The sequence below is a fragment of the Spirillospora sp. CA-142024 genome (assembly GCF_050942325.1).
Lineage (GTDB): Bacteria > Actinomycetota > Actinomycetes > Streptosporangiales > Streptosporangiaceae > Spirillospora.
On record NZ_CP192077.1, the window covers coordinates 4,202,423 to 4,225,887 of the forward strand.

Consider the following 23,465-nt stretch of genomic DNA (forward strand, 5'->3'; position numbering starts at 1 on the left):
GTAGCCTACGGGTGACTCTGTGTGTTTTCTGAAGCTTCTGAGGCGAAATGGGTGATTGTGGTAGCGTGCCGCCAATCTTGAGCTTTGTTATCTAGGAGAGATCTGTGGCGGCCCTCGATCCACTCGGCAGGACGCCCCGCTTCTCGCGCGGGCGCAGGACGGCGAAGCGCCTCGCGGCGCTGGCCCTCGCGGCGGGCGTCTCGGCGGCCCTTCCGCCGGTGTCCGGGAGCGCCGCGAGCCTCCCGCAGGAGCCGAAGGACCTGAAGAAGGAGTACGCGAAGCTCAAGGCGCGCTCCGACAAGCTGTCCAAGGAGTACCGGGGCGAGCTCGTCTCCCTGGAGGAGGCGAAGAAGGCCGCCGTCCGCGCCGGCGCCGACGCCACGAAGGCGGGCCGGGAGTACGACGCCGCCCGCGTCGCCGTGGCCCGGATCGCGTCCACCACCTACATGACCGGCCGCCTCGACGTGGTCCCGATCATCTCCTCGGCCGAGCCGGGCGCCGCCGTCCGCGACGCCGCGGTCGTCGAGCACATCAGCCGCAACAACGGCCGCCGCATCCAGACCCTCCGGGCGCTGAACGACAAGGCGACGCAGTCGCAGGCGACGGCGAAACAGAAGCTGGACGAGGTCAAGAAGGAGCTGGACGACCTGGAAGGCCAGCGCGCCCGGGTCAAGAAGCTGCTCGCAAAGTACAAGCCCGAGGTGACCAGGACGAGCGCCCCGGCGGGCGGCGGCCGTCCGGACGGGGTGAGCGGCACCAAGTCCCCGATCGTCGGCAACTCGATGACCGCGCGGATGCGCACGGCCCTGCTGGCGATCGACGGGAAGTTCGGCCCGTTCCCCACCATCGGCTGCTCGCGCCCCGGCGACCCGCAGGACCACGGCTCCGGCACCGCCTGCGACTTCATGGAGAGCACCGGCGGCAAGATGCCGAGCGCCTCCGCCCAGGCCCACGGCGACCGTGTCGCCCAGTACGTGATCGACAACGCCTCCCGCCTCGGCATCAAGTACGTCATCTGGAAGCAGCGCATCTACGACATGCGCGGCAGCGGCGGCTGGCGCCAGATGGAGGACCGCGGCAGCGTCACCCAGAACCACTTCGACCACGTCCACGTCTCAGTCCTCTGACCGGCGTTACTGATCGAGTTCGATGACCGTGGCCTCGCGGGCGGAGCGGAGGGCGGCCTCGATGACCTCCAGGCCGTTGATGGCGTCGGTGAGCGTGACCGGGGGCGGGGCGTCCTCGCGCAGGGTGCGAAGGACGCCCGCGTAGAAGTCCTGGTAGGCGCCCGGGGCGGTGGCCTCCGGGGTCTCGTGTCCGGGCGTGCCGAGCAGGCCGTACGACTCGGGTGGGGCGATGCCGTACCCGGGGTGCTTCGGGGTGAGGCCCGCGCGCAGCTGCTCCTCCTGCCCGTCCATGCCCGGCGCCGTGTAGGACGCGCGGCTGCCGAGAACGCGGAAGCGCGGGCCGAGCTGGGCCGCGGTGGCGCTCATCCAGAGGTGGGAGCGGGTGCCGCCCGGGTGGGTGAGGGCCACGAACACGTCATCGGGAGCGGTCGCGCCGGGGCGGCGCGTGTCGACCTCGGCGTAGACGCGGGTGGGGCGGCCGAACAGCGCGACCGCCTGGTCGATGAGGTGGGAGCCGAGGTCGTAGAGGATGCCGCCCGCGTCGCGGGGGTCGGCGCTCTCCTTCCAGCTCTTCTTGACCTCGGGCCGCCAGCGCTCGAACCGGGACTCCCAGCGCTGCACGTCCCCCAGGGCGCCCGAGGTGACCAGCCGCCACGCCGTCTGGTAGTCCCCGTCCCAGCGCCGGTTGTGGAACGGGAAGACCGGCAGGCCGCGCACGGCGCTCAGCGCGGCGAGGGACCGCGCCTCGGTCGCCGAGGCCGCGACCGGCTTGTCCACGACGACCGGGACGCCCGAGGTCAGCGCGGCCCGGGCGAGCGGCACGTGCTGCCGGTTCGGCGCGGCGATCACCACCAGGTCGCAGGCGCCCGACGCGCCCCAGAGGCGGTCGGCGTTCTCGACGACCTCCGCCTCCGGGTACCGCTCCCGCACGGCCCGCTGCCGTTCCGGGGACCCGGTCACGACCGCGGCCAGCCGCATCCCCGGGACGGACGAGATCAGGGGGGCGTGGAACACCGAGCCGCCGGTGCCGTATCCGATGAGCGCAACACGCAGATCCATCCCCCGATCATGACCGATGGCGCGGCGGCGGCCGGGGAGCGGGGTCCGGATCCGGTGGTCCGGCGCGGGCGGGAACGCCACGGATCGACGTAGGCTTTCGTCCGGGATCTGTTGGATCGAGGGGGACGCGTTGTCCAAACCAGTGCTGCTGACGGTCGACGACGATCCGGGCGTCTCCCGGGCCGTGGCCCGGGACCTGCGCCGCAGGTACGCCGAGACGTACCGGGTCGTGCGCGCCGAGTCCGGCGGGGACGCGCTGGACGCGCTGAGCGAGCTGCGGCTGCGCGGCGACGACACGGCCGTGCTGCTCGCCGACTACCGGATGCCCGGGATGGACGGCGTCGAGTTCCTGGAGCAGGCCATGGACCTGTTCCCGTTCGCGCGCCGGGTCCTGCTCACCGCCTACGCCGACACCGACGCGGCGATCCGCGCGATCAACGACGTCGACCTCGACCATTACATGCTCAAGCCGTGGAACCCGCCGGAGGAGAAGTTCTACCCGGTGATCGACGAGCAGCTGGACGCGTGGTCGCGCGCCGACCGGCGGGTGCCCGGCGAACTGCGCGTCGTCGGGCACCGCTGGTCGTCGCGCTGCTACGAGGTCCGCGACTTCCTGGCCCGCCACCAGGTGCCCTACACCTGGCTGATGGACGCCGACCCGGACGGCGCCGAGCTGGTCGCGGCCGCCGGCTCGCCCGAGCTGCCGCTGGTGGTGACCTCGGACGGGGCGACGCTGTCGGCCCCGTCCGACGCCGAGCTGGCGGACGTGATCGGGCTGCCGAGCACCCCGTCCACCGGCTTCTACGACCTGATCGTCGTCGGCGGCGGGCCGTCCGGGCTCGGCGCCGCCGTGTACGGCGCGTCCGAGGGCCTGAAGACCGTCGTGGTGGAGCGGCGCGCCCTCGGCGGCCAGGCCGGGCAGAGCTCCCGCATCGAGAACTACCTGGGCTTCCCCGACGGGGTGAGCGGGGCGCAGCTCGCCGAGCGGGCCCGCCGGCAGGCCGACCGGTTCGGCGCCGAGTTGCTGCAGGCCGGCGAGGTCACCGCGCTGGAGTCGCGCGGCACGGCCCGGGTGGCGCGGCTGTCGGACGGCACGGAGATCGCCGCGCACGCCGTCATCCTCGCCACCGGCGTCTCCTACCGGCGCCTCAACGCCGAAGGCGTGGAGGACTTCGTCGGGCGCGGCGTCTTCTACGGGGCCGCGCTCACCGAGGCGCCGTCCTGCAGGGACGAGGAGGTCGCCGTCGTCGGCGGCGCCAACTCCGCCGGGCAGGCCGCCGTGTACCTGGCCGGATACGCCAAGAAGGTGCACATCATCGTCCGGGCGGACGGCCTGGAGAAGTCGATGTCGCACTACCTGATCGAGCAGATCGCCGCGACGCCCAACATCGAGGTCCACACCGGCAAGACGGTGTGCGCGGCGGAGGGCGCCGACCGGCTGGAGCGGCTCACCTTCGCCTGGCCCGGCGGGAAGAAGACCATCGACGCGCACTGGCTGTTCGTGTTCATCGGCGCCGAACCGGGCACGGAATGGCTGGACGGCTTCGTCGAGCGGGACGGACGCGGCTACGTCGTGACGGGGCCCGACCTCGTCGCCGGCGGCCGCCGTCCGGCCGGGTGGCCGTTCGCCCGCCAGCCCTACCACCTGGAGACCAGCGTGCCGGGGGTGTTCGCGGCGGGCGACGTCCGCTCGGAGTCGATGAAGCGCGTCGCGTCCGCGGTCGGCGACGGTGCGATGGCCGTGGCGCTCGTCCATCGCTACTTGGAACAGGCATGAGCGAAGCGAACCGGGGGGTGCGGGGGGTCGTCCCCCCGCGAGAGGCAGGCATGAATACGGCATCACCGGAAGAACTGCGGGAACTGTTCCTCTTCGAGGATCTCGACGAGGAGAAGCTCGGCTGGCTGTCGCTGTGCGGGACGGTCGAGGAGTATCCCGTGGACGGGATCATCTGTGCGCAGGGCGATCCCGCCGAGTTCCTGTACGTGCTGCTCGAGGGCGAGATGGCGATGAGCCAGAACGTCCGGGGCCACACGGTCGAGGTCACCCGGACCGACCGCCCCGGCACCTACGGCGGCGCCGTCCAGGCGTACCTGGGCGACCAGATCGAGCAGAAGTACCAGCACACGCTCAGGGCGACGCGCCCGTCGCGGCTGTTCGTGCTGCCGGCCCGCAAGTTCGGCAAGGCCGTCCGCAAGTGGTTCCCGATGGCGACGCACCTGCTGGCCGGGATCTTCTTCGGGATGACCAACCTGCGCCGGGCCGTCGACCAGCGCGAGCGCCTCACCGCGCTCGGCACGATCACCGCCGGGCTCACCCACGAGCTGAACAATCCGGCCGCGGCCGCCGCCCGGGCCAGCGCCGAGCTCGGCGACCGGCTGCTCGGCGCGCAGAAGAGCCTGGCCGACCTCGCCGCGCAGGGCGTCGACTGCACCCATCTGAGCGCGCTGGTCTCGCTGCGCCCGGCGCTGCCCGACGGGCCGGGCACCCGCCGCAGCCCGCTGGAGGTGAGCGACGCCGAGGACGAGCTGGGCGACTGGCTGGAGGAGCGCGGCGTCGGCGACGCCTGGGAACTCGCGCCCGGCCTCGTCGCCTGCGGGGTCGGGATCGAGCAGGCCGAGGAGGTCGCGCGGGCCGCGGGCGAGCACCTGCCGGCGGCGATGCGGTGGCTCGCCGAGGTGATGGAGGTGACCCAGCTCCAGGCGGAGATCTCCGAGGCGACGGGCCGCATCACCGCGCTGCTGGACTCCGCCCGCCAGTACTCCCAGCTCGACCGCGCCCCCTACGGGCGCACCGATCTTCGCGAGCTGCTGGACAGCACCCTCACCATGCTCAAGCGCAAGATCGGCCCTGGCGTGACGGTGAAGACCGTCTACGACGAGACGCTGCCGCCCGTCCCGGTCTACGCGGCCGAGCTGAACCAGGTGTGGACGAACCTGATCGTGAACGCGCTTTACGCGATGCAGGGGTCGGGCACGCTCACGATCCGCACCGCCCGCGAGAACGACAACGCGCTCGTGGAGATCGCCGACACCGGGACGGGCATCCCCGAGAAGAACCTCGACCGGATCTTCACGCCGTTCTTCACGACGAAGCCGGTCGGGCAGGGCACGGGTCTCGGCCTCGACATCTCCTGGCGCATCGTCGCCGACCGGCACGGCGGCGACATCCGGGTGGAGTCGCTGCCCGGCGACACCCGCTTCCAGGTCCTGCTGCCGCTGACCGAGCCCGCCGCCGAGGAGCCCGATCAGTAGGACTGGAGTTCCAGCAGATTGCCGCCGGGGTCGCGCAGGTGGGCGGTGCGCAGCCGCGGCCCCCAGTCGGGACGGTTCTGCGGCCCGGTGACCTGCACGGCGCCGAGCACGCGGAGCGTCACGGCGGCGGCGTCCACGTCGTCCACGCGGAAGACCAGCATCGAGCCGTCCTGGCCGGACGGGGCGGGCAGATCCGCGGTGCCCACGGCGTCCGCGATCCGGGCCCGCCCCATGAGGACCAGCACGCCCTCGCCTTTCAGGTCCCAGTTCGCGTATTCGGCCTCGGGTATCAGCTTGACCGGTTCGATGTGCAGCAGCTCGCGCAGCGCCGCCTCGTAGAAGCGCGCGCAGGCGCCGAAGTCGTCCACCAGAAGGCGCGGATACAGCGCGTCCATGCGGTCCCTCTATTCGTGGGTGCTCACCAATGATTGGGGTAACCCTACAATAGGCGGATGGACGAGACCGCCGGGCCGCTGCCGCCCCGCCTGCTCGGGATCACCACCTTCGTGCTGGCCCAGGTCGGGCGCGCCGGCCGGGTGCGGATGGGCCGCATGATGGACGAGCACGGCCTCGGGCTCTGGCACTTCGCCGTCCTGGCCGCGCTGGACGACTCGGCGCCCGCCTCGCAGCGCGAGCTGGGCGTCCGCCTGCGCATCGACCCGAGCGACCTCGTCGAGGTCGTCGGGCGGCTGGAGGCCGCCGGGCTCGTCCGCCGCGAGCGGGACCCGTCCGACCGCCGCCGCTACGTGGTCGAGCCGACCCCCGGCGGACGCGCCGAGCTGGACGAGGTCACCCGGCGCGCCGCCGAGCTCGACGCCGAGCTCCTGGCGCCGCTCACCCCGGAGGACCGGGCCGTCTTCGAGCGCATCGCCCGCGTCCTGCTCGCGCACCACGATCCGCGGGCCCGTTCCGGACACGCGAACGCCCCGGCGCCCGCGGGGGCGCCGGGGCCTGCGGCCGAGAGACCTACTCGAACAGGTCGGGCTGCTCGCGGGTGATCTGGTCGTGGAGCGGCTGGTAGTTGATCCAGCCGACCAGGTCGTTGCCGATCTGGCCGTGGGTGAGGACGGCGTTGTCGTGCTCGATGGGGACGACCTGCCCGGCGGCCTTCGCGAGGAGCTGCACCTGGCATGAGCGCTCCATCGTGATGAACCACCAGGCGGCGGCGTCGACCGTGTCGCCGACGGTGAGCAGGCCGTGGTTGCGCAGGATGACGGCCTTGCCGCCGCCGAGGGCGGCGGCGATGCGCTTGCCCTCCTCCAGATCGGTCACGACGCCGGTGTAGTCGTCGAACAGGCCGTGGTCCTGGTAGAACGCGCAGACGTCCTGGGTGATCGGCTCCAGCTTCTGGCCGAGCGCCGAGATCGCCCGGCCGTAGGTGGAGTGGCTGTGCGCGGCGGCCACCACGTCCGGGCGCGCCTGGTGCACCTGCGAGTGGATCGCGAACGCGGCCTCGTTGACCGGGTAGCGGCCCTCGACCACCTTGCCCTCGTGGTTCACCAGGATCAGGTCGCTGACCTTGATGTGCTTGAAGGACATGCCGAACGGGTTGACCCAGAAGTGGTCGGTGTGCTCGGGGTCGCGGGCGGTGATGTGCCCGGCCACGCCCTCCTCGAAGCCGAACTTGCCGAAGATGCGCAGGGCGGCCGCCAGGCGCTCCTTGCGGTGCCGGCGCTCGTCCGCGACGTCGTCGAACGTGGGCGGCAGCCGGAAGATCAGGTCGGTCGGCAGCTTCTCCAGGAACTCTTCATCGTCGGACATCCGGTACTCCTTGGACTCGTCTGCCACCACCGAACACCATTCTCCGGGCCCCGGCTAGACCGGCCGGACCCAACGCCCGAGGAGCGGATTGTCCCGAAGGGACAACCAGGACGCAGAATGTGGGGATGGAGCCCAGCACGAGCGACCGGTTCCTGCGGTTGCTGATCGAGCACAGCGACGACCCGGTGCTCCTGGAGGCGACGGTCCGCGCAGCCCGGAGCAGGTCGGAGCTGGTGGCGGCGCTGCCCGAGGAGGAGACCAGGCGGCACACCCGCGCGCTGGTCCGCGGGGTGCTCGCCGCGCTGGAGGACGGCGGGCCGAGCGAGGAGGTCCTCGCGGCGGCGGAGCGGCTCGGGTCGGACCGGGCGAGGCAGGGGGTGCCGGTCGCGGCGTTCCTGGACGGCTTCCAGGCGGGCCGCGCCCACCTCGTCCGGACGCTGGTCGCCGACGGCCGCCGGATGGGCGTCCCCGACGCCGCGCTGCTGGACGGCGTGACCCGCATCGACGAGATCACCACCGCGCTCGTCCAGCGGATGGTGCACGCGCACCGGGTCGCCGAGCTGGAGATGGCGCGGACCGTCCACGAGGGCCGCGTCCAGATGCTCCGGCAGCTCCTGCACGGCGAGACGGTCCCCGTCCTCGCTCCGCTCGATCCGCTCGGCGCCTACCACTGCGTGGTCTCCGACGTCAGCGACCCGGCGGTGGCCGCGCGGCTGGAGGCGGGCCTGACCGCCGCCGGGCCGGGCCTGTGCGGGCTGGTGGACGGGCGGCTCGCGGCGCTGGTGGCCCGGCTCCCCGACCCGCCGCCGCCCGGTCCGCTGCTGGTGGCCGCGCCGCCCGCCCGTCCCGGCGGCGTCGCCCCGATGTACGCGCTCGGCCGGCGGGCGCTGCGGGCGGGCGCCGCCGCCGGGCTCACCGGGATGCGGGAGCTGGCCGACCTCGCGCTGCTCACCGTCACCGAGGCCGAGCCGGAACTGGGCGGCATCCTCGCCGCGGCGCTGCTGTCCGGGCTCGACCCGGACGAACCGTTCCACCTGGAGCTGGCGGAGACGGCGCTCGCCTACCTCGACCACGGCGGCCGGATCGAGGCGACCGCCGCCGCGCTGCACGTCCACGGCAACACGGTCAAGTACCGGATCCGCCGCTTCCAGGAGCTGACCGGACGCCCGCTGCTCGACCCGGCGCGAGGCGCGGCGGTGTCCCGCACCGCGAACTGGTGGTGGGCCCTGCACCGGTGGCTCGCCCGCGCCACGTCATGATCTATTGGGGACGACCGGCGACGGGACGTCCGGCACCAGAACGGAGGAACCGGTGACCACACCGAGGATCGGCACCCTGATGTGGCCCATGCAGTCCTGGCCGGAGGCCGGCGGGCTCTGGCGGCGCGCCGAGGACCTCGGGTTCCGGCACGCCTGGCTGTACGACCACGTCGCGTGGCGCGGGACGACACCCTGGTACGACGCCTACACCACGCTCGCCGCGGCCGCCGCGGTCACCTCCCGGATCCGTATCGGCACGCTGGTGACCTCGCCGAACTTCCGGCATCCGGTCCCGGCCGCGCACGCGATCAGGACGATCGACCACGTGAGCGGCGGGCGCGTGACCGTCGGCATCGGGGCGGGCGGCACCCGCCGCAACTCCGACGCCGGCATCCTCGGCGGGGACGACTGGACCCCGGACGAGCGCGCCTCCCGCTTCGCCGAATGGGTCGGGCTGCTCGACCGCCTGCTCACCGCCCCGGAGACGTCCTTCGAGGGGACGTACTACACCGCGCGAGAGGTGGTGCAGGAGCCCGGCTGCGTCCAGCGCCCCCGCGTGCCGTTCGTCATCGCGGGGGACGGACCGCGGGGCATGCGCGTCGCGGCCCGGCACGGCACCGGCTGGGTGACGAGCCCCCACGGCGGCGGCCGCGAGCCGCTGGACACCGTGCGTTCCCGCCTCGGCGCCCTGCGCACCGCGTGCGAGGCGGAGGGACGTGAACTCGACGACCTCATCCTGCTGACGGGCTTCTCCGAAGAGCCGTGGCTGGAGTCGCACGAGTCGTTCGCCGACCTCGCGGGCCGGTACGCCGAACTCGGCATCACCGAGATCGCGCTGCACTGGCCCCGTCCGGGCACCCGGTTCGAGGCCGACATGAAGGTCTTCGAGGCGATCGCCGCCGAGTACGGCGAGGCATGCTGATGCCGTTCGTGCTGCTCGGGCTCGCGATCGCCTTCGAGGTGACCGCGACGCTGGCGATGCGCGCCTCCGACGGGTTCACCAAGCCGGTGCCGATCGCCATCGTGGTGGCCGGGTACCTGATCTCGTTCGTCTTCATGGCCAGGGCGCTGACGTCACTGAACGTCGGGCCCGTCTACGCCATCTGGTCCGCGCTGGGCACGATCGGCGCGTTCGTGGGCGGCGTGCTGCTGTTCGACGAGCCGGTCAAGCCGGTGACCATCGCGGGCGCCGTCATCATCGTGATCGGCGTCATCGTGATGAACTTCGGCGGCGGTGTCCACCAGGGCTGAGCAGGCGTCCGGGAGCCGGCGCGTCACATCCGGTACAGGGCGCCCGCCACGCCCCATTCGCCGAACGGCGGCGGGTCGCCGCGTCCGGCCGCCGGTGGCCGGACGAGGACGAGCCTGGCCACGCCGAGCCGCCGCACCGCGCGGGCCGTCTCCGCCGCGTCGTCCCCGGGGACGCCCGCGAACATCAGGTCGGCGTCCCGCGCCCAACCGGGCGGCTCGGAGAACTCCGGTGCCCACACGCACGTCCGGTGACCGGCGGAGATGCGGTAGCCGTGCATGGCGCCGCCGCGATGCGGGACGGGCAGCGGCTCGATGCGCAGCGCGCCGTGCCGGAACGGGGCGAGGACGGGCTCGGGCATCCCGCACTCCCGGGCGATCCGGCGGCGGGCGGGCTGGCAGGGGCCCTTCTCGTCGCGGACCAGCCACGCCACCGAGATCTCCGGCGGCTCCGAGCCCGGCCCGCCGTCCAGCCCGACGTGGGCGTGCCCGTACTCGACCAGCAGGCCTGCCGGGGCGTGCGCCGGCGAGCGGGCCGTTCCGGTGCCGAGCAGGATCAGGCGCGGCATGTCCCGATCGTCACCCCGCGCCCGTTCCGCGTCCAGCCCCGGCGGGCGAGGATCAGGCGGGGATCTCGGCGAGGGTGGTGACGCGCTGCTGGTCCAGCTGGCCGCCGATCAGCTCGGTCGGCGTGCAGCCGGACAGGGCGCGGAACTCGCGGTTGAGATGGGCCTGGTCGTAGTAGCCGCAGGAGAACGCCGCCTCGGCCAAGCCGGCGCCGCCGGTGAGCAGGTCGACGGCGCGCTGGAAACGCAGCACCCGCGCCATCACCTTGGGCGGCAGGCCCGCCTGGTCGCGGAACCGGTTGGTCAGGTGCTTGCGGCTCCAGCCGACGTCGGCGGCGATGTCGGCGACCGACACGGTGAGATCGCCGTTCAGCAGCCGCCAGGCTCGCGTCACCTCCGGGTCGGGCACGGGGCCGGAGTCGAGGCGGCGCAGGAGGAAGCCGTCCAGGATGTCGAAGCGCGCACCCCAGCCTGGGGCGTCGGCGAGCCGTTCGACCAGCGTGCGCGCCTCGCGCCCCATCAGGTCGGGCAGCTCGACGGCCGCATTGGCCAGGCGGCCCATCGGGGCACCGAGCAGGGTGTAGGCGCCGAGCGGGGTCACGTCGAGCTGGATGCCGCGCTGCCCGCCCGGGCTGAGGTACATGCCGTGCCCGTCGTGCATCCCGGCGACGAACGACCCGTACTCGCGGTCGCCGACCCCGGGGTCGGGGACCCGCAGGAGAAGCGGCGGACCCAGGTTGATGATCACGACGGTGATGCGGGTGGGCAGCGTCCGCATCCGGGTCGGGACGATCTCCGGTTCCCAGTAGCCGTGGTAGGAGTGCAGGAACGGCCGCAGCGCCGGGTGCGGGCGCCCCTGCGCGAGCCACCAGCCGCCCCGGTCGCTGATCTCGACCGGCCTGCCGCTCATGCCCCAGTCCTACCATGCGGGAAGGACGAAACCCGCTACTCGTACATCTGCCCGCACACCGCGATGCGCGCCAGGTCGGTCCAGCTCATGGTGGTGATCGTGCGGACGTAGGAGCGGGCCGGGGGCTCGCCCGGGCCGGTGGGCAGCGGCACCCGGGCGCCGTCGGCCGCGTCCCAGCCGCCGAGGCTGCCGGCGACCGCGCACTCCAGGTACGTCGCCGGATCGAAGTTGTACCAGCGGGCCGGGGTGGCGCGGGGCCCGGAGCCGGGCGGGCGCGGCGCGTCCACCCCGAAGCGGGCCTGCGGGCCCGGGGGCGTGGCCAGGAAGTCCTCCAGGTCGGCGATCTGGGAGAGCAGGACCCGCTCCCAGTCGGCGTACCCGTCGGGCTCCTCGCCGGGCAGGGACAGGTCCTTGCCGCTCCACGCGGGGTCGAAGGCGGGGGGCGGTGTGGTGGACGCCGCCGCGAACATCGCCGCCACGTCGTCGGGCTCCAGCCGTGCCTGGTCGCCGAGTGGGACGCTGACCTTCCACAGCGACCGGAGGAACGCCGACAGCGACCAGGACGCCGCCCTGGCCTCCTGACCGAGTTGCAGGAACACCAGGTACAGGTCGCGGTTGGTGCGGACGGCCGGCCCCGGCGGGCCGTCCACCCGGTACGTCTGCTTGTGGGGGACGCCGCTCTCCAACACCATGACCTGCGCCAGCGCGGAGATGCGCGAGTCGTGCGTCGCTACGTGGAACGTGTTGCCGAGGTCGTCCTGGCGCGTGACGTCCCAGGTTTGCATCCGGCCCTCCACGGTAGGTGCGGTGGTCCACGCCCCTGTTCAGAAAGTGTCCCATTCCGGGGACCGACTGCCAGTAGTGGCGATGTCACTTTCCGGACTCGAAGTCGTGACTTTCCGCTCTTGTAGTACGTGCCGGAAACGGGGAGGGCCCGGCGGCCGGCCGCCGGGCCCCGTGCGCGCGCTCGCTCAGCTCTTCGAGCGGTGGATCACCTGGAGCTCGGTGAACCCGTACAGGCCCCACGGCCCGTTCTCGACGCCGACGCCGCTCCACTTGAACCCGCCGAACGGCTGGTTCGGGGCGAGGGCCAGATGGGTGTTGACCCAGGCGGTGCCGCACTCCAGCCGTCCGGCCACCTCGGCGGCCCGGTCGGCGTCCGCGCCCCACACCGACCCGGACAGCCCGAAGTGGGTGCCGTTGGCGCGGGCGAGGGCCTCCTCCACATCGGTGTACCTGACGACCGGCAGCGCCGGGCCGAACTGCTCCTCGTCCACGATCCGGGTGCCGTCGGAGACGTCGGCGAGGATGGTGGGCTCGAAGAAGTAGCCGGGCCCGTCGATCGGCCTGCCGCCCGCCGCGGCGCGGGCGCCGCCGGCGATCGCGTCGGCGACCAGCTCGCCGACCCGCTCGTACTGCGGCCTGTTGTTGATCGGCCCGTACTGGACGCCCTCGTCCATGCCGTTGCCGACCTTGGCGGCCTTCGCGCGCTCGGCGAGGGCGTCCACCACGTCCCCATAGAGCGCGTCCGGGACGTACACGCGCTTGATCGCCGAGCAGACCTGCCCGTTGTTCTGGAACGCGGCGCCGAACAGCCGGTCGGCGACCGCGGCCGGGTCGGCGTCGTCCAGCAGGATTGCCGGGTCGTTGCCGCCGAGCTCCAGCGTGACGCGCTTCAGGTCGGGCGCCGCCGCGGCGGCCACCCGCTTGCCCGTCGCGACGCTGCCGGTGAAGCTGATCTTGCGCGGGACGTCGTGGGCGGTCATCCAGGCGCCGAGGTCGTCGCCGCCGGTGACGACGTTCAGCACGCCGGGCGGCAGGACGTCCCGCAGCACCTCGCCGAGCTTCAGGCTGGACAGCGGGGTGAACGGGGACGGCTTGAGGACCATCGTGTTGCCCGCGAGCAGGGCCGGGGCGAGCTTCCAGACCGCGAGGAGCAGCGGGTAGTTCCACGGGGTGATCGCGGCGACGACGCCCATCGGGCGGCGGACGACCTCCACCAGGGCGTTGGCGTCGTCCTGGATGACCTCGCGGGGCAGCTCCAGGTCCGCGAAGTACTTCAGCCACACGCCGGCGCCGACGACCTCCATGGTCGCGTCGGACAGCGGCTTGCCCTGCTCCAGTGTGAGGATCCGGCCGATCTCCTCGGACTTGGCGAACATGACGTCGGCCGCCGCGAGCAGCGCCTTGCGGCGCGCGGACTCGTCGCGGCGCCACTCCGCGTATGCGGCCTGCGCCGAGGCCATCGCCGCGTCCAGCTGTTCCCTGGACGCGTCGGGCGCCTGCTCGGCCACCTCGCCGGTCGCCGGGTCGATCACGCCGAAGGTGCGGGGTGCGGTCACGGCCAGGCCGTCGATGGTCATCGAGAAGTTCTCGGACACCTTGATCCTCCGCTCACGGGGTTACCGAACGGGATTCAGTATTCACCCTCGCCGCCCTTCGTGACGAGCGGGCCGAGCCGGAGGACGCGGGCGGCGGTGGCCGGCGACATGGCCTGTTCCGGCGAGATCGCGGCCGGCCCGCGTCCCGCGGGCGATGATCTCCGCATGCGATCACGTTTCACAGCGGTGTTCGCCCTCACCCTCGCCCTCGCCGCATCCGGCGGGGCGACGGCGGCCGCTGCACCCCAGTCGCCGCACACGGCGCCCACGTCCGCCCCGAGGCTGGCCGATCCGCACCCGTGCGCGGGCAAGCCGGGCTTCACCTGCTCGTTCCTGACCGTTCCCCTCGACCACCGCCATCCGGGGCGGAAGGACACCCTGAGGCTCCAGGTGGCCATCGCCGACAACGCCGGCGCGCCGAACGGGGTGCTCCTGTTCCTGACCGGCGGTCCGGGCCAGCCAGGCGTCCCGTTCATCGACGGCATCTCCAAGCGGATGCCGGAGCTGGCGAAGAGCCACCGGTTCGTCATGATCGACCAGCGCGGCACCGGCGAGTTCGGCGCGATCGACTGCCCGCGGCTGCAGGCGGAGGTCGACGGCAGCGACATCGAGCCGCCCACGCCCGCGGCGGTCGGGGAATGCGCCGGCGTGCTCGGCGACCGGCGGCACTACTTCACCACCGAGCAGACCGTCGGCGACCTCGACCTGCTGCTCCGCGCCCTCGGCGTGCGGAAATGGACGGTGGACGGCGTCTCCTACGGCACCATGACCGGCGCCACCTACACCGCGTCCCACCCGCAGAACGTGACCAGGCTCGTCCTCGACTCCGTGCTGCCGCACGTGGACCCGCAGCACGACGACATGCTCTACCTCACCGGCCTGCGCGCCACCGCCCGCGTCCTGCGGGACGCCTGCCGGGCCGCACCCGCCTGCGGCTTCGACCCTGCCGAGGACCTGGCCTGGCTCGCCCGCAACCGCGAGGACGCCGTCCTCATCTGGGACATGCTGGTGGCCTACGAGTTCCTCGATCCGACCTACCGGGACGCGAGCGCCATCGGCGGCCTGGGCGACGTGGTCTCGGCGATCCACGACGCGCGGCACGGGAACCCAGGACATCTGGACCGGCTGCTCCAGGTGCTCGACTCGGGCGGCGGCGACCCCGCGGAGTACAGCTCGGGACTGCACATCGCCACCATCTGCGGGGACGGGCAGTTCCCATGGGGGACGTCCGAGACCTCTCCCGCTCGCCGCCAGGCCGCGCTGGACCTGACGCGCAAGCACCTCCCCGCCCGTGCCACCTGGCCGTTCACCTCGGACACGGCCGTCGGCAACGGGTTCATCCAGGAATGCCTGCACTGGCCGTGGGCACGCCATACCGCCGAGCCCAGGCGGACGAGGCTGCCGGTTCCCGTCCTGCTGCTGAACGGCGACCACGACCTGTCCACGCCCCTCGAATGGGCGCGCGAAGCACTCCGCTACGCCCCGCGCGGCGAGCTCGTCGTGGTCAGGGGCGCCGCCCACTCCATCCAGAACCGCGAACGAGGGACCCAGGGCCGCGAGGCGGTCGTCAGGTTCCTGAACGGCTGATCCGGACACCGGCGGGCGCCCACGGCGGATCCGTGGGCGCCCGTCCGCCGCTCTCAGGCGGCGAAGATGCGGTCCAGGAGATCGCGGTAGCCGCGCAACGCCAGGCGGAGCCGCTCGGTGTCGGCGCGTTCACCCGTGCCCAGCGCCTCCGAGAGCTTCCGCCGGTGTGCGGCGATCGCGCGTCCGAGGGCGTCGACGGCCTCGGACGCGAGGTCGTCCGCCCTGCGGACCGACTCGCCCGGGTCGTCCACGAACGCGGACTGGACGGCGTGCCAGCGCTCGCGGAACCGCTCGGCCTCGGCGAGGTCCATCAGCTTCTCCGGTCCGCCCGAGGGGGCGTGAAACCCGGTGGCCGCCTCGCGCTGTCCGGCGTCCGGGACGGGGATCGGGTCCGGGATCGTGTCCGGGACGGGCTCCGGCGCGTCCATCACCGGGGGCTTGGAGGGAGGACCTGCGACGCGCAGGTCACCGGGAACGCCGGGCTCGGCCGTTCCGGCCGCGCGGGCGCGCTCGCCGGGCTCCGCCGCGCTGTCGTCGGTTCGCCTGTGCTGCATCGGGGATCAGCTCCTCGGCGTGCGGTCGCCCCGGCGACCGTCCACAGGGCCGGCCGCCGCGGCGGGAGGGGCAGGGGGCAGCCCGGCGGGAGGCACGCGGGGCGCCTCGCCCTTGGGCTCGTCCGCGGTGTGCTCTCCTGCGGAGCGCTCCTCGGCGGCGCGGCCTGCGGGCCGCCGCCCGTCGTGCGGCGCCAGCAGTTCCTCGAAGAGGGCGCGGTAGTGCACCATGGCCTGCCGCAGGTCCTCGGTGGACGCCTCCTTGGACGAGGCCTTGCCGCTGATCGCGTGGGCGCGCCGGTAGTGGTCCATCGTGCGGCCGTGCTCCACCGACAGGTGGGCGACCTTGTCCTCGAAGCCGTGCGTCGGGTAGCCGCGTTCGCCCATCACCACCGTGACGAGGCCGCCGGCCTGCTCGACCGCCGCCTCCGGGGTGTCGACGAACCGCTCCTGGACACGGACCCACTGCTCGCGGTACTGCTCGCGGCGGCGGGGGTCGAGGTCGTGCAGTTCGAGCCGCTCATGGCGCTGCTCGCGGGAGCGCAGCTCCCGCTCGGCGGCGGCGCGGCTGCCCGCGCTTTCCACGGTCCGTTCGTACTCGGGACCGAACCGCCGCCGGAGCCGCGCGGAGCGCGACCTGGCCCGGGCCAGGTAGGCGGCGGCGACGAGTACGGCGGCGATGACAATGGCGATGACGACCCATATCGCGGTCGACATGTCGTTCCTCCAACGTGCGTCGGATCGGATGACTCGCCGATGCCCGGGTAACGGCCGTCAAAACGAACCACCGCAAAACGGTACGGATTGCGTGCGCCATCCCTGGCGTGCGTGTTCTGATTGAGGCGCTACCGGAACCATGCGCGCCCGGCGGCGGGCGCGTTCGAATGGATGTGATGCGCGGTGCGCCATGCGTTCGGCTTCGTTCTCGGCGTCCTGCTGACCCCCGCGCTGGTGTACGGCGCGGCCTGGGGCTACGTCCAGGCCGGCCAGTCCTTCGACGGCACCGGGCAGGCGATCACCGACCGCACCCGCATCTACGGCGCGTTCGCACTCCTCGCCGCCGTGGGCCTGGTGATGGGGGTGATCATCGTGGCCCGGTGGGCGTCGCCGCTGGTGTCCCTCGTCCCGGCGCTGGCGCTGCTGGGCCTGTCGGGCTACTTCCTGGTCGACCCCGGCGGCGTCCTCGATCTGCCGGGCAAGGTGCCGCCCGCCGGCGACCTGGACTTCGGGCTGCGCATGCTGCTCGGCTCCGGGATCTACGCGATGATGGGGCTCGCGCTGCTGATGCCCTCGTGGGCGCCGCGCCGCTGGGGCGCCGACCGCGACGACGACGCCGCCGACCGGGACTTCTACAACGCCATGCACCGCGACCGCATGGCTCGCTGACGGCGGGCACGCTGACGGGCCGGGCCTCCGCGCGAGGCCCGGCCCGCGTACCGCGTCCGGTCAGACGTTCTCCGGTCCGGTCATCCCTGCTTCGCCTTGGTCACGAACTGCGTGGTGTAGGTCTTGCTCAGGTCGATCTTGTCCTTCTTCTCCGCGACCTCGGGCGAGAACTGCGCCAGCACCTTCAGGACGTTCTCGGCGGCGTCCGGCTTCATGACGCCGTCCCCGTTGAACATGCTGATCGAGTCGCCGACCGCCTTCTCGTACAGCGCCGGGTCGCCGCCCGCGTAGTCCTTCGGCATCTTCGCCGCGATCTCCGCCGGCTTGTGCTGCTTGATCCAGCCGAGCGTCTTGACGAACGCGTTGGCGAGCTTCTGCACGGTCTCGCCGTTGGACTTCACCCACGCGCAGTCCATGTAGAGGGACGTGGACGGGTACAGCCCGCCGAGCGCCTTGCGGGTGCCCTCCTCGGTGCGCATCTCGACCATGACCTTGGCCTTGTTGGTGCTGACCAGCTTGGCGATGGTCGGGTCGGTCGTCATGCCCGCGTCGATGCCGCCGTTCTCCATGGTGGAGATGAACGTCTGGCCCGCGCCCGCCTTGACGGTCGTGTAGTCGGACGTCTTCACGCCGTTGCGAACGGCCAGCGCGCGGGTGATGAAGTCGGTGGACGAGCCCGGGCTGGTGACTCCGAGCTTCTTGCCCTTGAACCCGGCCGGCGACGTCAGCGAGCCCGCCTTGGACGTCGAGACCATCTCCGCCTCGCCGGGCACGTCCGCCATCTGCACGACGCTCTGCACGCACTTGTCCTTGGTCTGCAGCTGGATGGAGTGGTCGTAGAAGCCGACGACGCCCTGGACGTCCCCGGAGATGAGGACGTTCTCGGCCTGCGCGCCGGCGGGCTCGGTGAGCAGCTGGACGTTCAGCCCCTGCTCCTTGAAGTAGCCGAGCTGCTCGGTCAGCTTCGCGGGCAGGTAGATGACCTTGTCGATCCCGCCGACCATGATCTTGACGGTGCCGCCGGAGCCGCCGTCCCCGCCGGATCCGGCACGGGAGTCGCGGCAGGCGGACAGGGAGGACAGGGCGGTGAGCGCGGCGAGCGCCGCGGCGCCCACTCGGAAGGATTTGCTGGGCATGACGGTTTCTCCTGGTCGTGCGGAATGCGGGGTGGGAGGGTCCGGGGCGGGTCCGGACGTCTTGGGGGAGGGGTCAGATCTGGACGTCGTGACCGGACGCGGCGGGACGCCAGCGCAGCAGCCGGCCCTCCAGCAGCGTGAGCAGGTACTCGGCGAGCAGGGCCAGCACCGTGATGATGATCATCCCGGCGTAGATGCCGGCCGAGTCGAAGGTGCCCTGCGAGTGGTTGATGAGCAGGCCGAGGCCCTTGTCGGCGCCGGTGTACTCGCCGACGATCGCGCCGATGATGGCGAACCCGAACGCCGAGTGCAGTGAGGCGAGGATCCAGGAGGTCGCGCTCGGCACCACGATCGTCCAGAGCACCTGGAACCGGCCGGCGCCGAGGATCCGCGCGTTGTTCACGAGGTTCCGGTCGACCTCGCGGGCGCCCTGGAACGCGTTGAAGAACACCGCGAAGAACACCAGCACGAACGCCGTCGCGATCTTGGACTGCATGCCGAGGCCGAACCAGATGATGAACAGCGAGGCCAGGATGATCCGCGGAATCGCGTTGACGGCCTTGATGAACGGCGCGCACACGTCCGACAGGAAACGGCTGCGGCCGAGCACGATGCCGAGGACGACGCCCCCGGCCGCGCCGAGCGCGAAGCCCGCGACGGCCTCCTGCAGGGTGACCGAGATCTGCTCCCAGATCGACCCCTGCGCGGTGCCCTCGGTGAACCATCCGACGAGCCGCTCCCAGATCTTGGACGGCATCGAGTAGTAGAACGGGTCGATCAGGTGCCGGGCGGCCAGTTCCCACGACCCGAGCCACACCAGGACGAGCGCGATCCGCACGCCGTTGATGCCGAGGGCGCGGCGCAGCCCGGCGGTGCGCGCCCGCGCGATCGCCGCCAGCTCGCCGCGGTCGCCCGCCCCGCCGGACGCGGTGGTCCCGGGGGCCGAAGCGGCCTTGTCGATGGTCACCACGGCCTCGGTCGTGGTCGTCTCCGCGTCACGCGGCATGGCCGGCCCCTCTCTCGCGGGTGATCTGAACCTCTTCGCGGAGCGAGTCCCACACCTCGCGGTAGATGTCGAGGAACTCGCCGGTGAGCCGGACCTCCTCGGCGTTCCGCGGCCGGTCGAGCGGCACGTCGAACACGCCCTTGATCGTCGCGGGGCCGGCGGTCATGACCACGACACGGTCGGACAGGACGAGCGCCTCCTCCAAGTCGTGGGTGACGAACACGACGGCGGCGCCCGATCCCGACCAGAGGCGCAGCAGCTCGTCCTGCATGAGGCCGCGGGTCTGGACGTCGAGGGCGGAGAACGGCTCGTCCATGAGCAGCACGGACGGCTCGTTGACGAGGGTCTGCGCGAGCGCGACGCGCTTGCGCATCCCGCCGGACAGCTGGTGGGGGTAGTAGCCCTCGAAGCCGGCGAGGCCGACCCGCTCGACCCAGTCGCGGGCGCGGTCGCGGGCCGCCCGCTTGGACATGCCCTGGTAGCGGGGGCCTGCCGCCACGTTGTCCAGGACGGACCGCCAAGGCAGCACGGCGTCGTTCTGGAACATGTAGCCGACGCCGTCGGGGATCCCGTCGACGGGCCGGCCCTGGACGAGGACACGGCCCTCGGACGCCGGCTCCAAGCCGGAGACCAGGGAGAGGGTGGTCGACTTGCCGCAGCCGGTCGGGCCGACCACGGCGACGAACTCGCCGGGACCCACGGACATGTTCAGGTCCCGGACGGCCGTGTGGACGCCGCCCGCCGACCGGAAGCGCTTGGTGGCGCTCTCCAGCTCGATCACGGGCGCGCCGGGGGTGCGCTCGGTGCTGTCTCGCTTGGGCGATGCTGTTCTGGACACGCCGGAACCGTACGAATGTGGCGCGCGTCACCGGAACCCTTGCCCGCGATGTGCTCGCAAGTCGCGAAACCCCACGTTGCGCGCGTTAGCCCGGGTTTTGCGCGTTCTGCTCGCGGCCCGGGTGGGCGGGCGGCCCGGCATCGATTACCGTGCACGACATGTCCGTCCGGCCGCGCATCTCCTTCGCCCGCCAGGTGCTGATCCTGCAGGTGGGCGTGGTCGTCGTGGTCGCGGTCCTCGGATACGGTCTGGTGGCCTGGATGCTCGACGGCAGGCTCCGCGACCAGTACGGCCAGCGGGCCCTCACGGTGGCGCGCACCGTCGCCGTCGACCCGGAGATCGCCGACGCGGTCGCCGGCGGCGATCCCGGCCACATCGTCCAGGACCGCGCCGAGCGGGTCCGCGTCCGGACGGGGGCGCTCTTCGTCGTCGTGACCGACAACCGCGGCATCCGCTTCTCCCACCCGAATCCCCTGGAGCTCGGCAGGCACGTGAGCACCGACCCCTCCGACGCGCTCGCCGGGCGGGAGGTCGTCCGTGTCGAGCGCGGCACCCTCGGCCTGTCCGCGCGCGGCAAGGTCCCGCTGTACGGGCGGGACGGGCGCATCCTCGGCGAGGTCAGCGTCGGGTTCGACGCCCGCGCGATCGACCAGGAACTCGGCCAGCTGCTGCGCGAGATGTCGCTCTTCGTGGCCGGCGCCGTGCTGCTCGGGGTGTTCGCGTCCGCAGCGATCGGGCGGAGGCTGAAACGGCAGACGCTCGGCTTCGAACCCTACGAGCTGGTGGAGCTGGTCCATGAGCGGGAGGCGGTGCTGCACGGCGTCGGCGAGGGGGTCGTCGCGGTGGACGCCGCCGGCCGGGTCGCGGTCTGCAACGACGAGGCGTCCCGGCTGCTCGGCGTCACACCCGAACCGGGCACGCCCGCCGGGGACCTCGCCCCCGAGGGGACGCTGCGGGACGTCCTGACGGGGGAGCGGGAGGCCGCGAACCTGTTCGTCACCGCGGGGGAGCGGGTGCTCGTCGTCAACCGGCGCGAGGTCCGCCGGCACCGCCGCGACCTCGGCGCCGTGATCACGATGCGCGACCGCACGGACCTGGAGACCCTCGCCCGGGAGCTGGACTCGGTCAGCACCCTCTTCGACGCGCTCCGCGCGCAGCGGCACGAGTACGCCAACCGGCTGCACACCCTCTCCGGCCTGCTCCAGCTGGGCCACAGCGAGGAGGCCGCCGACTACATCGGGACGCTGATGGAGGACGCCGCCCGCCGCGCGCCCGCCCCCGACAACCTGCCCGACCCGGTGTCGGACCCCTACCTGCGGGCGTTCCTGTCGGCCAAGGCCGCCGTCGCCGCGGAGAAGGGCGTCCGGCTCGACATCGGCGCGGGCAGCTTCGTCCCCGGCCGCGTCGCCGACCCCCTGGACGTGACGACGGTGGTCGGCAACCTCGTCGACAACGCGGTCGAGGCGGCACGGCTCGGGCGGCGGCGGCCAGCCCGCGTCGAGGTCGAACTGCTCGGCGACGGCCGCGACCTGCACGTCACCGTCACCGACTCCGGGGACGGGCTGCCGGACGGGCTCCGAGACGCCGTGTTCGACGACGGCGTCTCGACCCGGGACATCGCGGCGGGCCGGTCGCGCGGGCTCGGGCTCGGGCTGGCGCGCCGCACCGCCCGCGCCCGCGAGGGCGACGTGCGGTTCGTGGAGGCCGGTTCGGACGGGCCGGCCGGCAGCGGCGCCGTCGCGGTCGCCCGGCTCCCCGGGGTGCTCGGCGCGGAGGCCCTGCGATGAACGAGGCGAGGCCATGATCGACGTGCTGGTGGTGGACGACGACTTCCGTGTCGCGCAGGTGCACGCCGGGTTCGTGGCGGCGCTGCGCGGGTTCTCCGTCGCCGGGCTCGCGCACACCGCGGCGCAGGCGAGGTCCAAGGCCGCCGAGCTGGCGCCCGCGCTCGTCCTGCTGGATGTCTACCTGCCGGACGCCTCGGGCCTGACCCTGCTGCCCGAGCTGGACGCGGACGTCATCATGGCGACCGCGGCGGCCGACCCCGCCGTCGTCCGGGAGGCGTTCCGGCACGGCGCCCTGCACTACCTGGTCAAGCCGTTCACCGCCGCCGCGCTGAACGCGCGGCTCACGGCCTACGCCCGGTACCGCGAGGCGCTGTCCGGCGAGAACGACCTGTCCCAGGCGGCCCTGGACGGCGCGGTCCGCGCCCTGTACGCGCCGCTGCACGGCCAGCCGCCCGCGCCGAAGGGCCAGTCGCCGGTGACGACGCGGCTGATCGCCGACGCGCTGCGGGGGGCGGAGGAGCCGCGGTCCGCCGCCGAGGTCGCCGACCAGGTCGGCATCTCCCGCGCCACGGCCCAGCGCTACCTCGCCGCCCTCGCCCAGGCCGGGCGGGTCGTGGTGACGCTCCGCTACGGCGCCACAGGGCGTCCCGAGCACCAGTACGCGTGGTCGCCGCGGTAGAGGCCCGCCAGGACCTCCTCGATGCCGGCCTCCCGCAGGGAGATGTCGCGGACCTCATGGTCGCGCGCCAGCTCGGCCACGACCGCAGCCGCGTTCGCCGAGCGCGGCAGCCGGAGCCACTGCCGTGGCCCCTCCACCCGCTCGGCCACGATCCCATCCAGCGTGATCGGAGGGCCCGGCCGGGCCAGCTCCACGACCAGGAGCCGGTCGGTGTCCACGGTGCGGCGCAGCTCGTCCAGGCCGCCGTCGTAGGCGAGCCGGCCATGGTCGATGATCATGACGCGGCGGCAGAGCCGTTCGATGTCGCCGAGGTCGTGCGTGGTCAGCAGGATCGTGGTGCCGCGTTCGGCGTTGACGCGTTCCAGGAAGTCGCGGACGGTCGCCTTGCTCACCACGTCCAGGCCGATCGTCGGCTCGTCCAGGACGAGCAGCTCCGGGTCGTGCAGGAGCGCGGCGGCCAGGTCGCCGCGCATCCGCTGGCCGAGGCTGAGCTGCCGGACCGGGGTGCCGAGGAACGGCTCCAGCTCCAGCAGCGCGGTCAGCTCGGCGAGCCGCGCCCGGTGCGCCGCGGCCTCGACCCGGTAGAGCCGGCGGACGAGGGCGAGGCTGTCGCGCAGCGGAAGGTCCCACCACAGCGTCGTGCGCTGCCCGAAGACGACCCCGATGCGGCGGGCGAGCGTCGTGCGCCGCCGCGACGGGTCGAGCCCGCACACGCGCAGGGTGCCGGACGACGCGGTGAGGATCCCGGTCAGCATCTTGATCGTCGTGGACTTCCCGGCGCCGTTCGGGCCGAGGTACCCGACGAACTCGCCCGGCTCGACGGTGAACGACACGCCGTCCACGGCGTGCAGGGACGTCCGCGTCCGCCGCAGCAGGCCCGCGCGCGTCCGGACGGTGAACGACTTGACGACGTCCTCGGCCTCGATCATCGC

At 72.9% G+C, this 23,465-nt stretch carries 25 protein-coding genes; 11 read left to right on the top strand and 14 right to left on the bottom strand.

Translation table 11 applies throughout. The features are described from left to right. Window positions 1-104: 104 nt before the first annotated feature. A complete protein-coding gene (locus tag ACQPZP_RS20230) occupies window positions 105-1,127 on the top strand; it encodes a coiled-coil domain-containing protein (protein WP_433479148.1) in 1,023 nt (340 codons plus the stop codon). A gap of 6 nt (window positions 1,128-1,133) precedes the next feature. On the opposite strand, the gene ACQPZP_RS20235 is transcribed toward ACQPZP_RS20230, so the two are convergent. Then, the gene (locus ACQPZP_RS20235; RefSeq protein ID WP_433479149.1) at window positions 1,134-2,186 is read right to left on the bottom strand and encodes a Gfo/Idh/MocA family oxidoreductase; all 1,053 of its coding nucleotides are present in this window, start codon (window positions 2,184-2,186) and stop codon (window positions 1,134-1,136) included. A gap of 130 nt (window positions 2,187-2,316) precedes the next feature. Here ACQPZP_RS20235 and ACQPZP_RS20240 point away from each other — a divergent pair, with 130 nt between their 5' ends. Continuing rightward, a complete protein-coding gene (locus ACQPZP_RS20240; protein ID WP_433469372.1) occupies window positions 2,317-3,963 on the top strand; it encodes an FAD-dependent oxidoreductase in 1,647 nt (548 codons plus the stop codon). 50 nt (window positions 3,964-4,013) lie between these two features. Next, window positions 4,014-5,438, top strand: a complete 1,425-nt coding sequence (locus tag ACQPZP_RS20245; protein WP_433479150.1) for an ATP-binding protein — start codon at window positions 4,014-4,016, stop codon at window positions 5,436-5,438. On the opposite strand, the gene ACQPZP_RS20250 is transcribed toward ACQPZP_RS20245, so the two are convergent. After that, window positions 5,432-5,833, bottom strand: coding sequence for a VOC family protein (locus ACQPZP_RS20250; protein WP_433479151.1), 402 nt, complete (start codon window positions 5,831-5,833; stop codon window positions 5,432-5,434). The two genes, ACQPZP_RS20245 and ACQPZP_RS20250, sit on opposite strands and share 7 nt — an antisense overlap. Window positions 5,834-5,890: 57 nt before the next feature. Here ACQPZP_RS20250 and ACQPZP_RS20255 point away from each other — a divergent pair, with 57 nt between their 5' ends. Continuing rightward, on the top strand, window positions 5,891-6,436 hold the full coding sequence (locus ACQPZP_RS20255; RefSeq protein ID WP_433479152.1) for a MarR family winged helix-turn-helix transcriptional regulator: 546 nt from the start codon (window positions 5,891-5,893) through the stop codon (window positions 6,434-6,436). Here ACQPZP_RS20255 and ACQPZP_RS20260 read toward each other — a convergent pair. Beyond that, entirely contained in the window at window positions 6,405-7,199 is a 795-nt protein-coding gene (locus ACQPZP_RS20260; RefSeq protein WP_433479153.1) for a class II aldolase/adducin family protein, read from the bottom strand. The two genes, ACQPZP_RS20255 and ACQPZP_RS20260, sit on opposite strands and share 32 nt — an antisense overlap. A gap of 125 nt (window positions 7,200-7,324) precedes the next feature. Here ACQPZP_RS20260 and ACQPZP_RS20265 point away from each other — a divergent pair, with 125 nt between their 5' ends. Genes ACQPZP_RS20265 through ACQPZP_RS20275 form a run of 3 tightly spaced genes read left to right on the top strand, consistent with a single transcriptional unit; the run spans window position 7,325 to window position 9,709 of the window. Then, entirely contained in the window at window positions 7,325-8,458 is a 1,134-nt protein-coding gene (locus ACQPZP_RS20265; RefSeq protein WP_433479154.1) for a helix-turn-helix domain-containing protein, read from the top strand. Between the two features lie 52 nt (window positions 8,459-8,510). Next, window positions 8,511-9,380, top strand: coding sequence for an LLM class flavin-dependent oxidoreductase (locus ACQPZP_RS20270; RefSeq protein WP_433479155.1), 870 nt, complete (start codon window positions 8,511-8,513; stop codon window positions 9,378-9,380). Beyond that, window positions 9,374-9,709, top strand: a complete 336-nt coding sequence (locus ACQPZP_RS20275) for a DMT family transporter (RefSeq protein WP_433479156.1) — start codon at window positions 9,374-9,376, stop codon at window positions 9,707-9,709. Before ACQPZP_RS20270 ends, ACQPZP_RS20275 begins: the two co-directional genes overlap by 7 nt. Window positions 9,710-9,732: 23 nt before the next feature. On the opposite strand, the gene ACQPZP_RS20280 is transcribed toward ACQPZP_RS20275, so the two are convergent. The 5 genes from ACQPZP_RS20280 to ACQPZP_RS20300 all read right to left on the bottom strand — a co-directional run bounded on the left by ACQPZP_RS20280 (window position 9,733) and on the right by ACQPZP_RS20300 (window position 13,730). Beyond that, window positions 9,733-10,275 (bottom strand): hypothetical protein, encoded by a 543-nt coding sequence (locus ACQPZP_RS20280; protein WP_433479157.1) that lies wholly within the window; start codon window positions 10,273-10,275, stop codon window positions 9,733-9,735. A 52-nt stretch (window positions 10,276-10,327) separates the two neighbouring features. Further along, complete coding sequence (locus ACQPZP_RS20285) at window positions 10,328-11,182, bottom strand: helix-turn-helix domain-containing protein (RefSeq protein WP_433479158.1); 855 nt, start codon at window positions 11,180-11,182, stop codon at window positions 10,328-10,330. A gap of 35 nt (window positions 11,183-11,217) precedes the next feature. Beyond that, window positions 11,218-11,967, bottom strand: coding sequence for a hypothetical protein (locus ACQPZP_RS20290; protein WP_433479159.1), 750 nt, complete (start codon window positions 11,965-11,967; stop codon window positions 11,218-11,220). A 186-nt stretch (window positions 11,968-12,153) separates the two neighbouring features. After that, a complete protein-coding gene (locus tag ACQPZP_RS20295) occupies window positions 12,154-13,563 on the bottom strand; it encodes an aldehyde dehydrogenase family protein (RefSeq protein ID WP_433479160.1) in 1,410 nt (469 codons plus the stop codon). Between the two features lie 35 nt (window positions 13,564-13,598). Next, window positions 13,599-13,730 carry a hypothetical protein gene (locus ACQPZP_RS20300; RefSeq protein ID WP_433479161.1) on the bottom strand — a complete coding sequence of 44 codons (132 nt, stop codon included), beginning with the start codon at window positions 13,728-13,730 and terminating at the stop codon, window positions 13,599-13,601. Between ACQPZP_RS20300 and ACQPZP_RS20305 the strand changes: the two genes are divergently transcribed. After that, entirely contained in the window at window positions 13,729-15,150 is a 1,422-nt protein-coding gene (locus tag ACQPZP_RS20305; RefSeq protein ID WP_433479162.1) for an alpha/beta fold hydrolase, read from the top strand. The genes ACQPZP_RS20300 and ACQPZP_RS20305 overlap by 2 nt on opposite strands. Before the next feature lie 53 nt (window positions 15,151-15,203). Here the strand turns inward: ACQPZP_RS20305 and ACQPZP_RS20310 are convergent, their stop codons facing one another. Next, complete coding sequence (locus ACQPZP_RS20310) at window positions 15,204-15,704, bottom strand: hypothetical protein (protein WP_433479163.1); 501 nt, start codon at window positions 15,702-15,704, stop codon at window positions 15,204-15,206. A 6-nt stretch (window positions 15,705-15,710) separates the two neighbouring features. Beyond that, complete coding sequence (locus tag ACQPZP_RS20315; RefSeq protein WP_433479164.1) at window positions 15,711-16,418, bottom strand: hypothetical protein; 708 nt, start codon at window positions 16,416-16,418, stop codon at window positions 15,711-15,713. A 183-nt stretch (window positions 16,419-16,601) separates the two neighbouring features. Here ACQPZP_RS20315 and ACQPZP_RS20320 point away from each other — a divergent pair, with 183 nt between their 5' ends. Continuing rightward, entirely contained in the window at window positions 16,602-17,087 is a 486-nt protein-coding gene (locus ACQPZP_RS20320) for a hypothetical protein (protein ID WP_433479165.1), read from the top strand. Between the two features lie 80 nt (window positions 17,088-17,167). Here ACQPZP_RS20320 and ACQPZP_RS20325 read toward each other — a convergent pair whose 3' ends face one another. The 3 genes from ACQPZP_RS20325 to ACQPZP_RS20335 form a co-directional block, all read right to left on the bottom strand. Continuing rightward, window positions 17,168-18,223, bottom strand: a complete 1,056-nt coding sequence (locus tag ACQPZP_RS20325; RefSeq protein ID WP_433479166.1) for an ABC transporter substrate-binding protein — start codon at window positions 18,221-18,223, stop codon at window positions 17,168-17,170. A gap of 73 nt (window positions 18,224-18,296) precedes the next feature. Next, window positions 18,297-19,229, bottom strand: coding sequence for an ABC transporter permease (locus ACQPZP_RS20330; RefSeq protein WP_433479167.1), 933 nt, complete (start codon window positions 19,227-19,229; stop codon window positions 18,297-18,299). Then, entirely contained in the window at window positions 19,219-20,067 is an 849-nt protein-coding gene (locus ACQPZP_RS20335; protein ID WP_433479168.1) for an ABC transporter ATP-binding protein, read from the bottom strand. Before ACQPZP_RS20335 ends, ACQPZP_RS20330 begins: the two co-directional genes overlap by 11 nt. A 158-nt stretch (window positions 20,068-20,225) precedes the next feature. Here ACQPZP_RS20335 and ACQPZP_RS20340 point away from each other — a divergent pair, with 158 nt between their 5' ends. Further along, window positions 20,226-21,854: a sensor histidine kinase gene (locus tag ACQPZP_RS20340; protein WP_433479169.1), complete on the top strand. Its 1,629-nt coding sequence runs from the start codon at window positions 20,226-20,228 to the stop codon at window positions 21,852-21,854. Between the two features lie 13 nt (window positions 21,855-21,867). Then, entirely contained in the window at window positions 21,868-22,533 is a 666-nt protein-coding gene (locus ACQPZP_RS20345; RefSeq protein ID WP_433479170.1) for a response regulator, read from the top strand. Here ACQPZP_RS20345 and ACQPZP_RS20350 read toward each other — a convergent pair. After that, window positions 22,482-23,462, bottom strand: coding sequence for an ABC transporter ATP-binding protein (locus ACQPZP_RS20350; protein WP_433479645.1), 981 nt, complete (start codon window positions 23,460-23,462; stop codon window positions 22,482-22,484). The two genes, ACQPZP_RS20345 and ACQPZP_RS20350, sit on opposite strands and share 52 nt — an antisense overlap. Window positions 23,463-23,465: the final 3 nt, after the last annotated feature.

Bases quoted from the DNA above. Each gene is read 5' to 3' on its own strand.
- ACQPZP_RS20340 (WP_433479169.1), top strand. From the start codon at position 20,226: ATGTCCGTCCGGCCGCGCATCTCCTTCGCCCGCCAGGTGCTGATCCTG.
- ACQPZP_RS20305 (WP_433479162.1), top strand. From the start codon at position 13,729: ATGCGATCACGTTTCACAGCGGTGTTCGCCCTCACCCTCGCCCTCGCC.
- ACQPZP_RS20255 (WP_433479152.1), top strand. From the start codon at position 5,891: ATGGACGAGACCGCCGGGCCGCTGCCGCCCCGCCTGCTCGGGATCACC.
- ACQPZP_RS20300 (WP_433479161.1), bottom strand. From the start codon at position 13,730: ATGCGGAGATCATCGCCCGCGGGACGCGGGCCGGCCGCGATCTCGCCG.
- ACQPZP_RS20290 (WP_433479159.1), bottom strand. From the start codon at position 11,967: ATGCAAACCTGGGACGTCACGCGCCAGGACGACCTCGGCAACACGTTC.
- ACQPZP_RS20250 (WP_433479151.1), bottom strand. From the start codon at position 5,833: ATGGACGCGCTGTATCCGCGCCTTCTGGTGGACGACTTCGGCGCCTGC.
- ACQPZP_RS20325 (WP_433479166.1), bottom strand. From the start codon at position 18,223: ATGCCCAGCAAATCCTTCCGAGTGGGCGCCGCGGCGCTCGCCGCGCTC.
- ACQPZP_RS20350 (WP_433479645.1), bottom strand. From the start codon at position 23,462: ATGATCGAGGCCGAGGACGTCGTCAAGTCGTTCACCGTCCGGACGCGC.
- ACQPZP_RS20310 (WP_433479163.1), bottom strand. From the start codon at position 15,704: ATGCAGCACAGGCGAACCGACGACAGCGCGGCGGAGCCCGGCGAGCGC.
- ACQPZP_RS20265 (WP_433479154.1), top strand. From the start codon at position 7,325: ATGGAGCCCAGCACGAGCGACCGGTTCCTGCGGTTGCTGATCGAGCAC.
- ACQPZP_RS20260 (WP_433479153.1), bottom strand. From the start codon at position 7,199: ATGTCCGACGATGAAGAGTTCCTGGAGAAGCTGCCGACCGACCTGATC.
- ACQPZP_RS20275 (WP_433479156.1), top strand. From the start codon at position 9,374: ATGCTGATGCCGTTCGTGCTGCTCGGGCTCGCGATCGCCTTCGAGGTG.
- ACQPZP_RS20285 (WP_433479158.1), bottom strand. From the start codon at position 11,182: ATGAGCGGCAGGCCGGTCGAGATCAGCGACCGGGGCGGCTGGTGGCTC.
- ACQPZP_RS20345 (WP_433479170.1), top strand. From the start codon at position 21,868: ATGATCGACGTGCTGGTGGTGGACGACGACTTCCGTGTCGCGCAGGTG.
- ACQPZP_RS20245 (WP_433479150.1), top strand. From the start codon at position 4,014: ATGAATACGGCATCACCGGAAGAACTGCGGGAACTGTTCCTCTTCGAG.
- ACQPZP_RS20330 (WP_433479167.1), bottom strand. From the start codon at position 19,229: ATGCCGCGTGACGCGGAGACGACCACGACCGAGGCCGTGGTGACCATC.
- ACQPZP_RS20315 (WP_433479164.1), bottom strand. From the start codon at position 16,418: ATGTCGACCGCGATATGGGTCGTCATCGCCATTGTCATCGCCGCCGTA.
- ACQPZP_RS20280 (WP_433479157.1), bottom strand. From the start codon at position 10,275: ATGCCGCGCCTGATCCTGCTCGGCACCGGAACGGCCCGCTCGCCGGCG.
- ACQPZP_RS20235 (WP_433479149.1), bottom strand. From the start codon at position 2,186: ATGGATCTGCGTGTTGCGCTCATCGGATACGGCACCGGCGGCTCGGTG.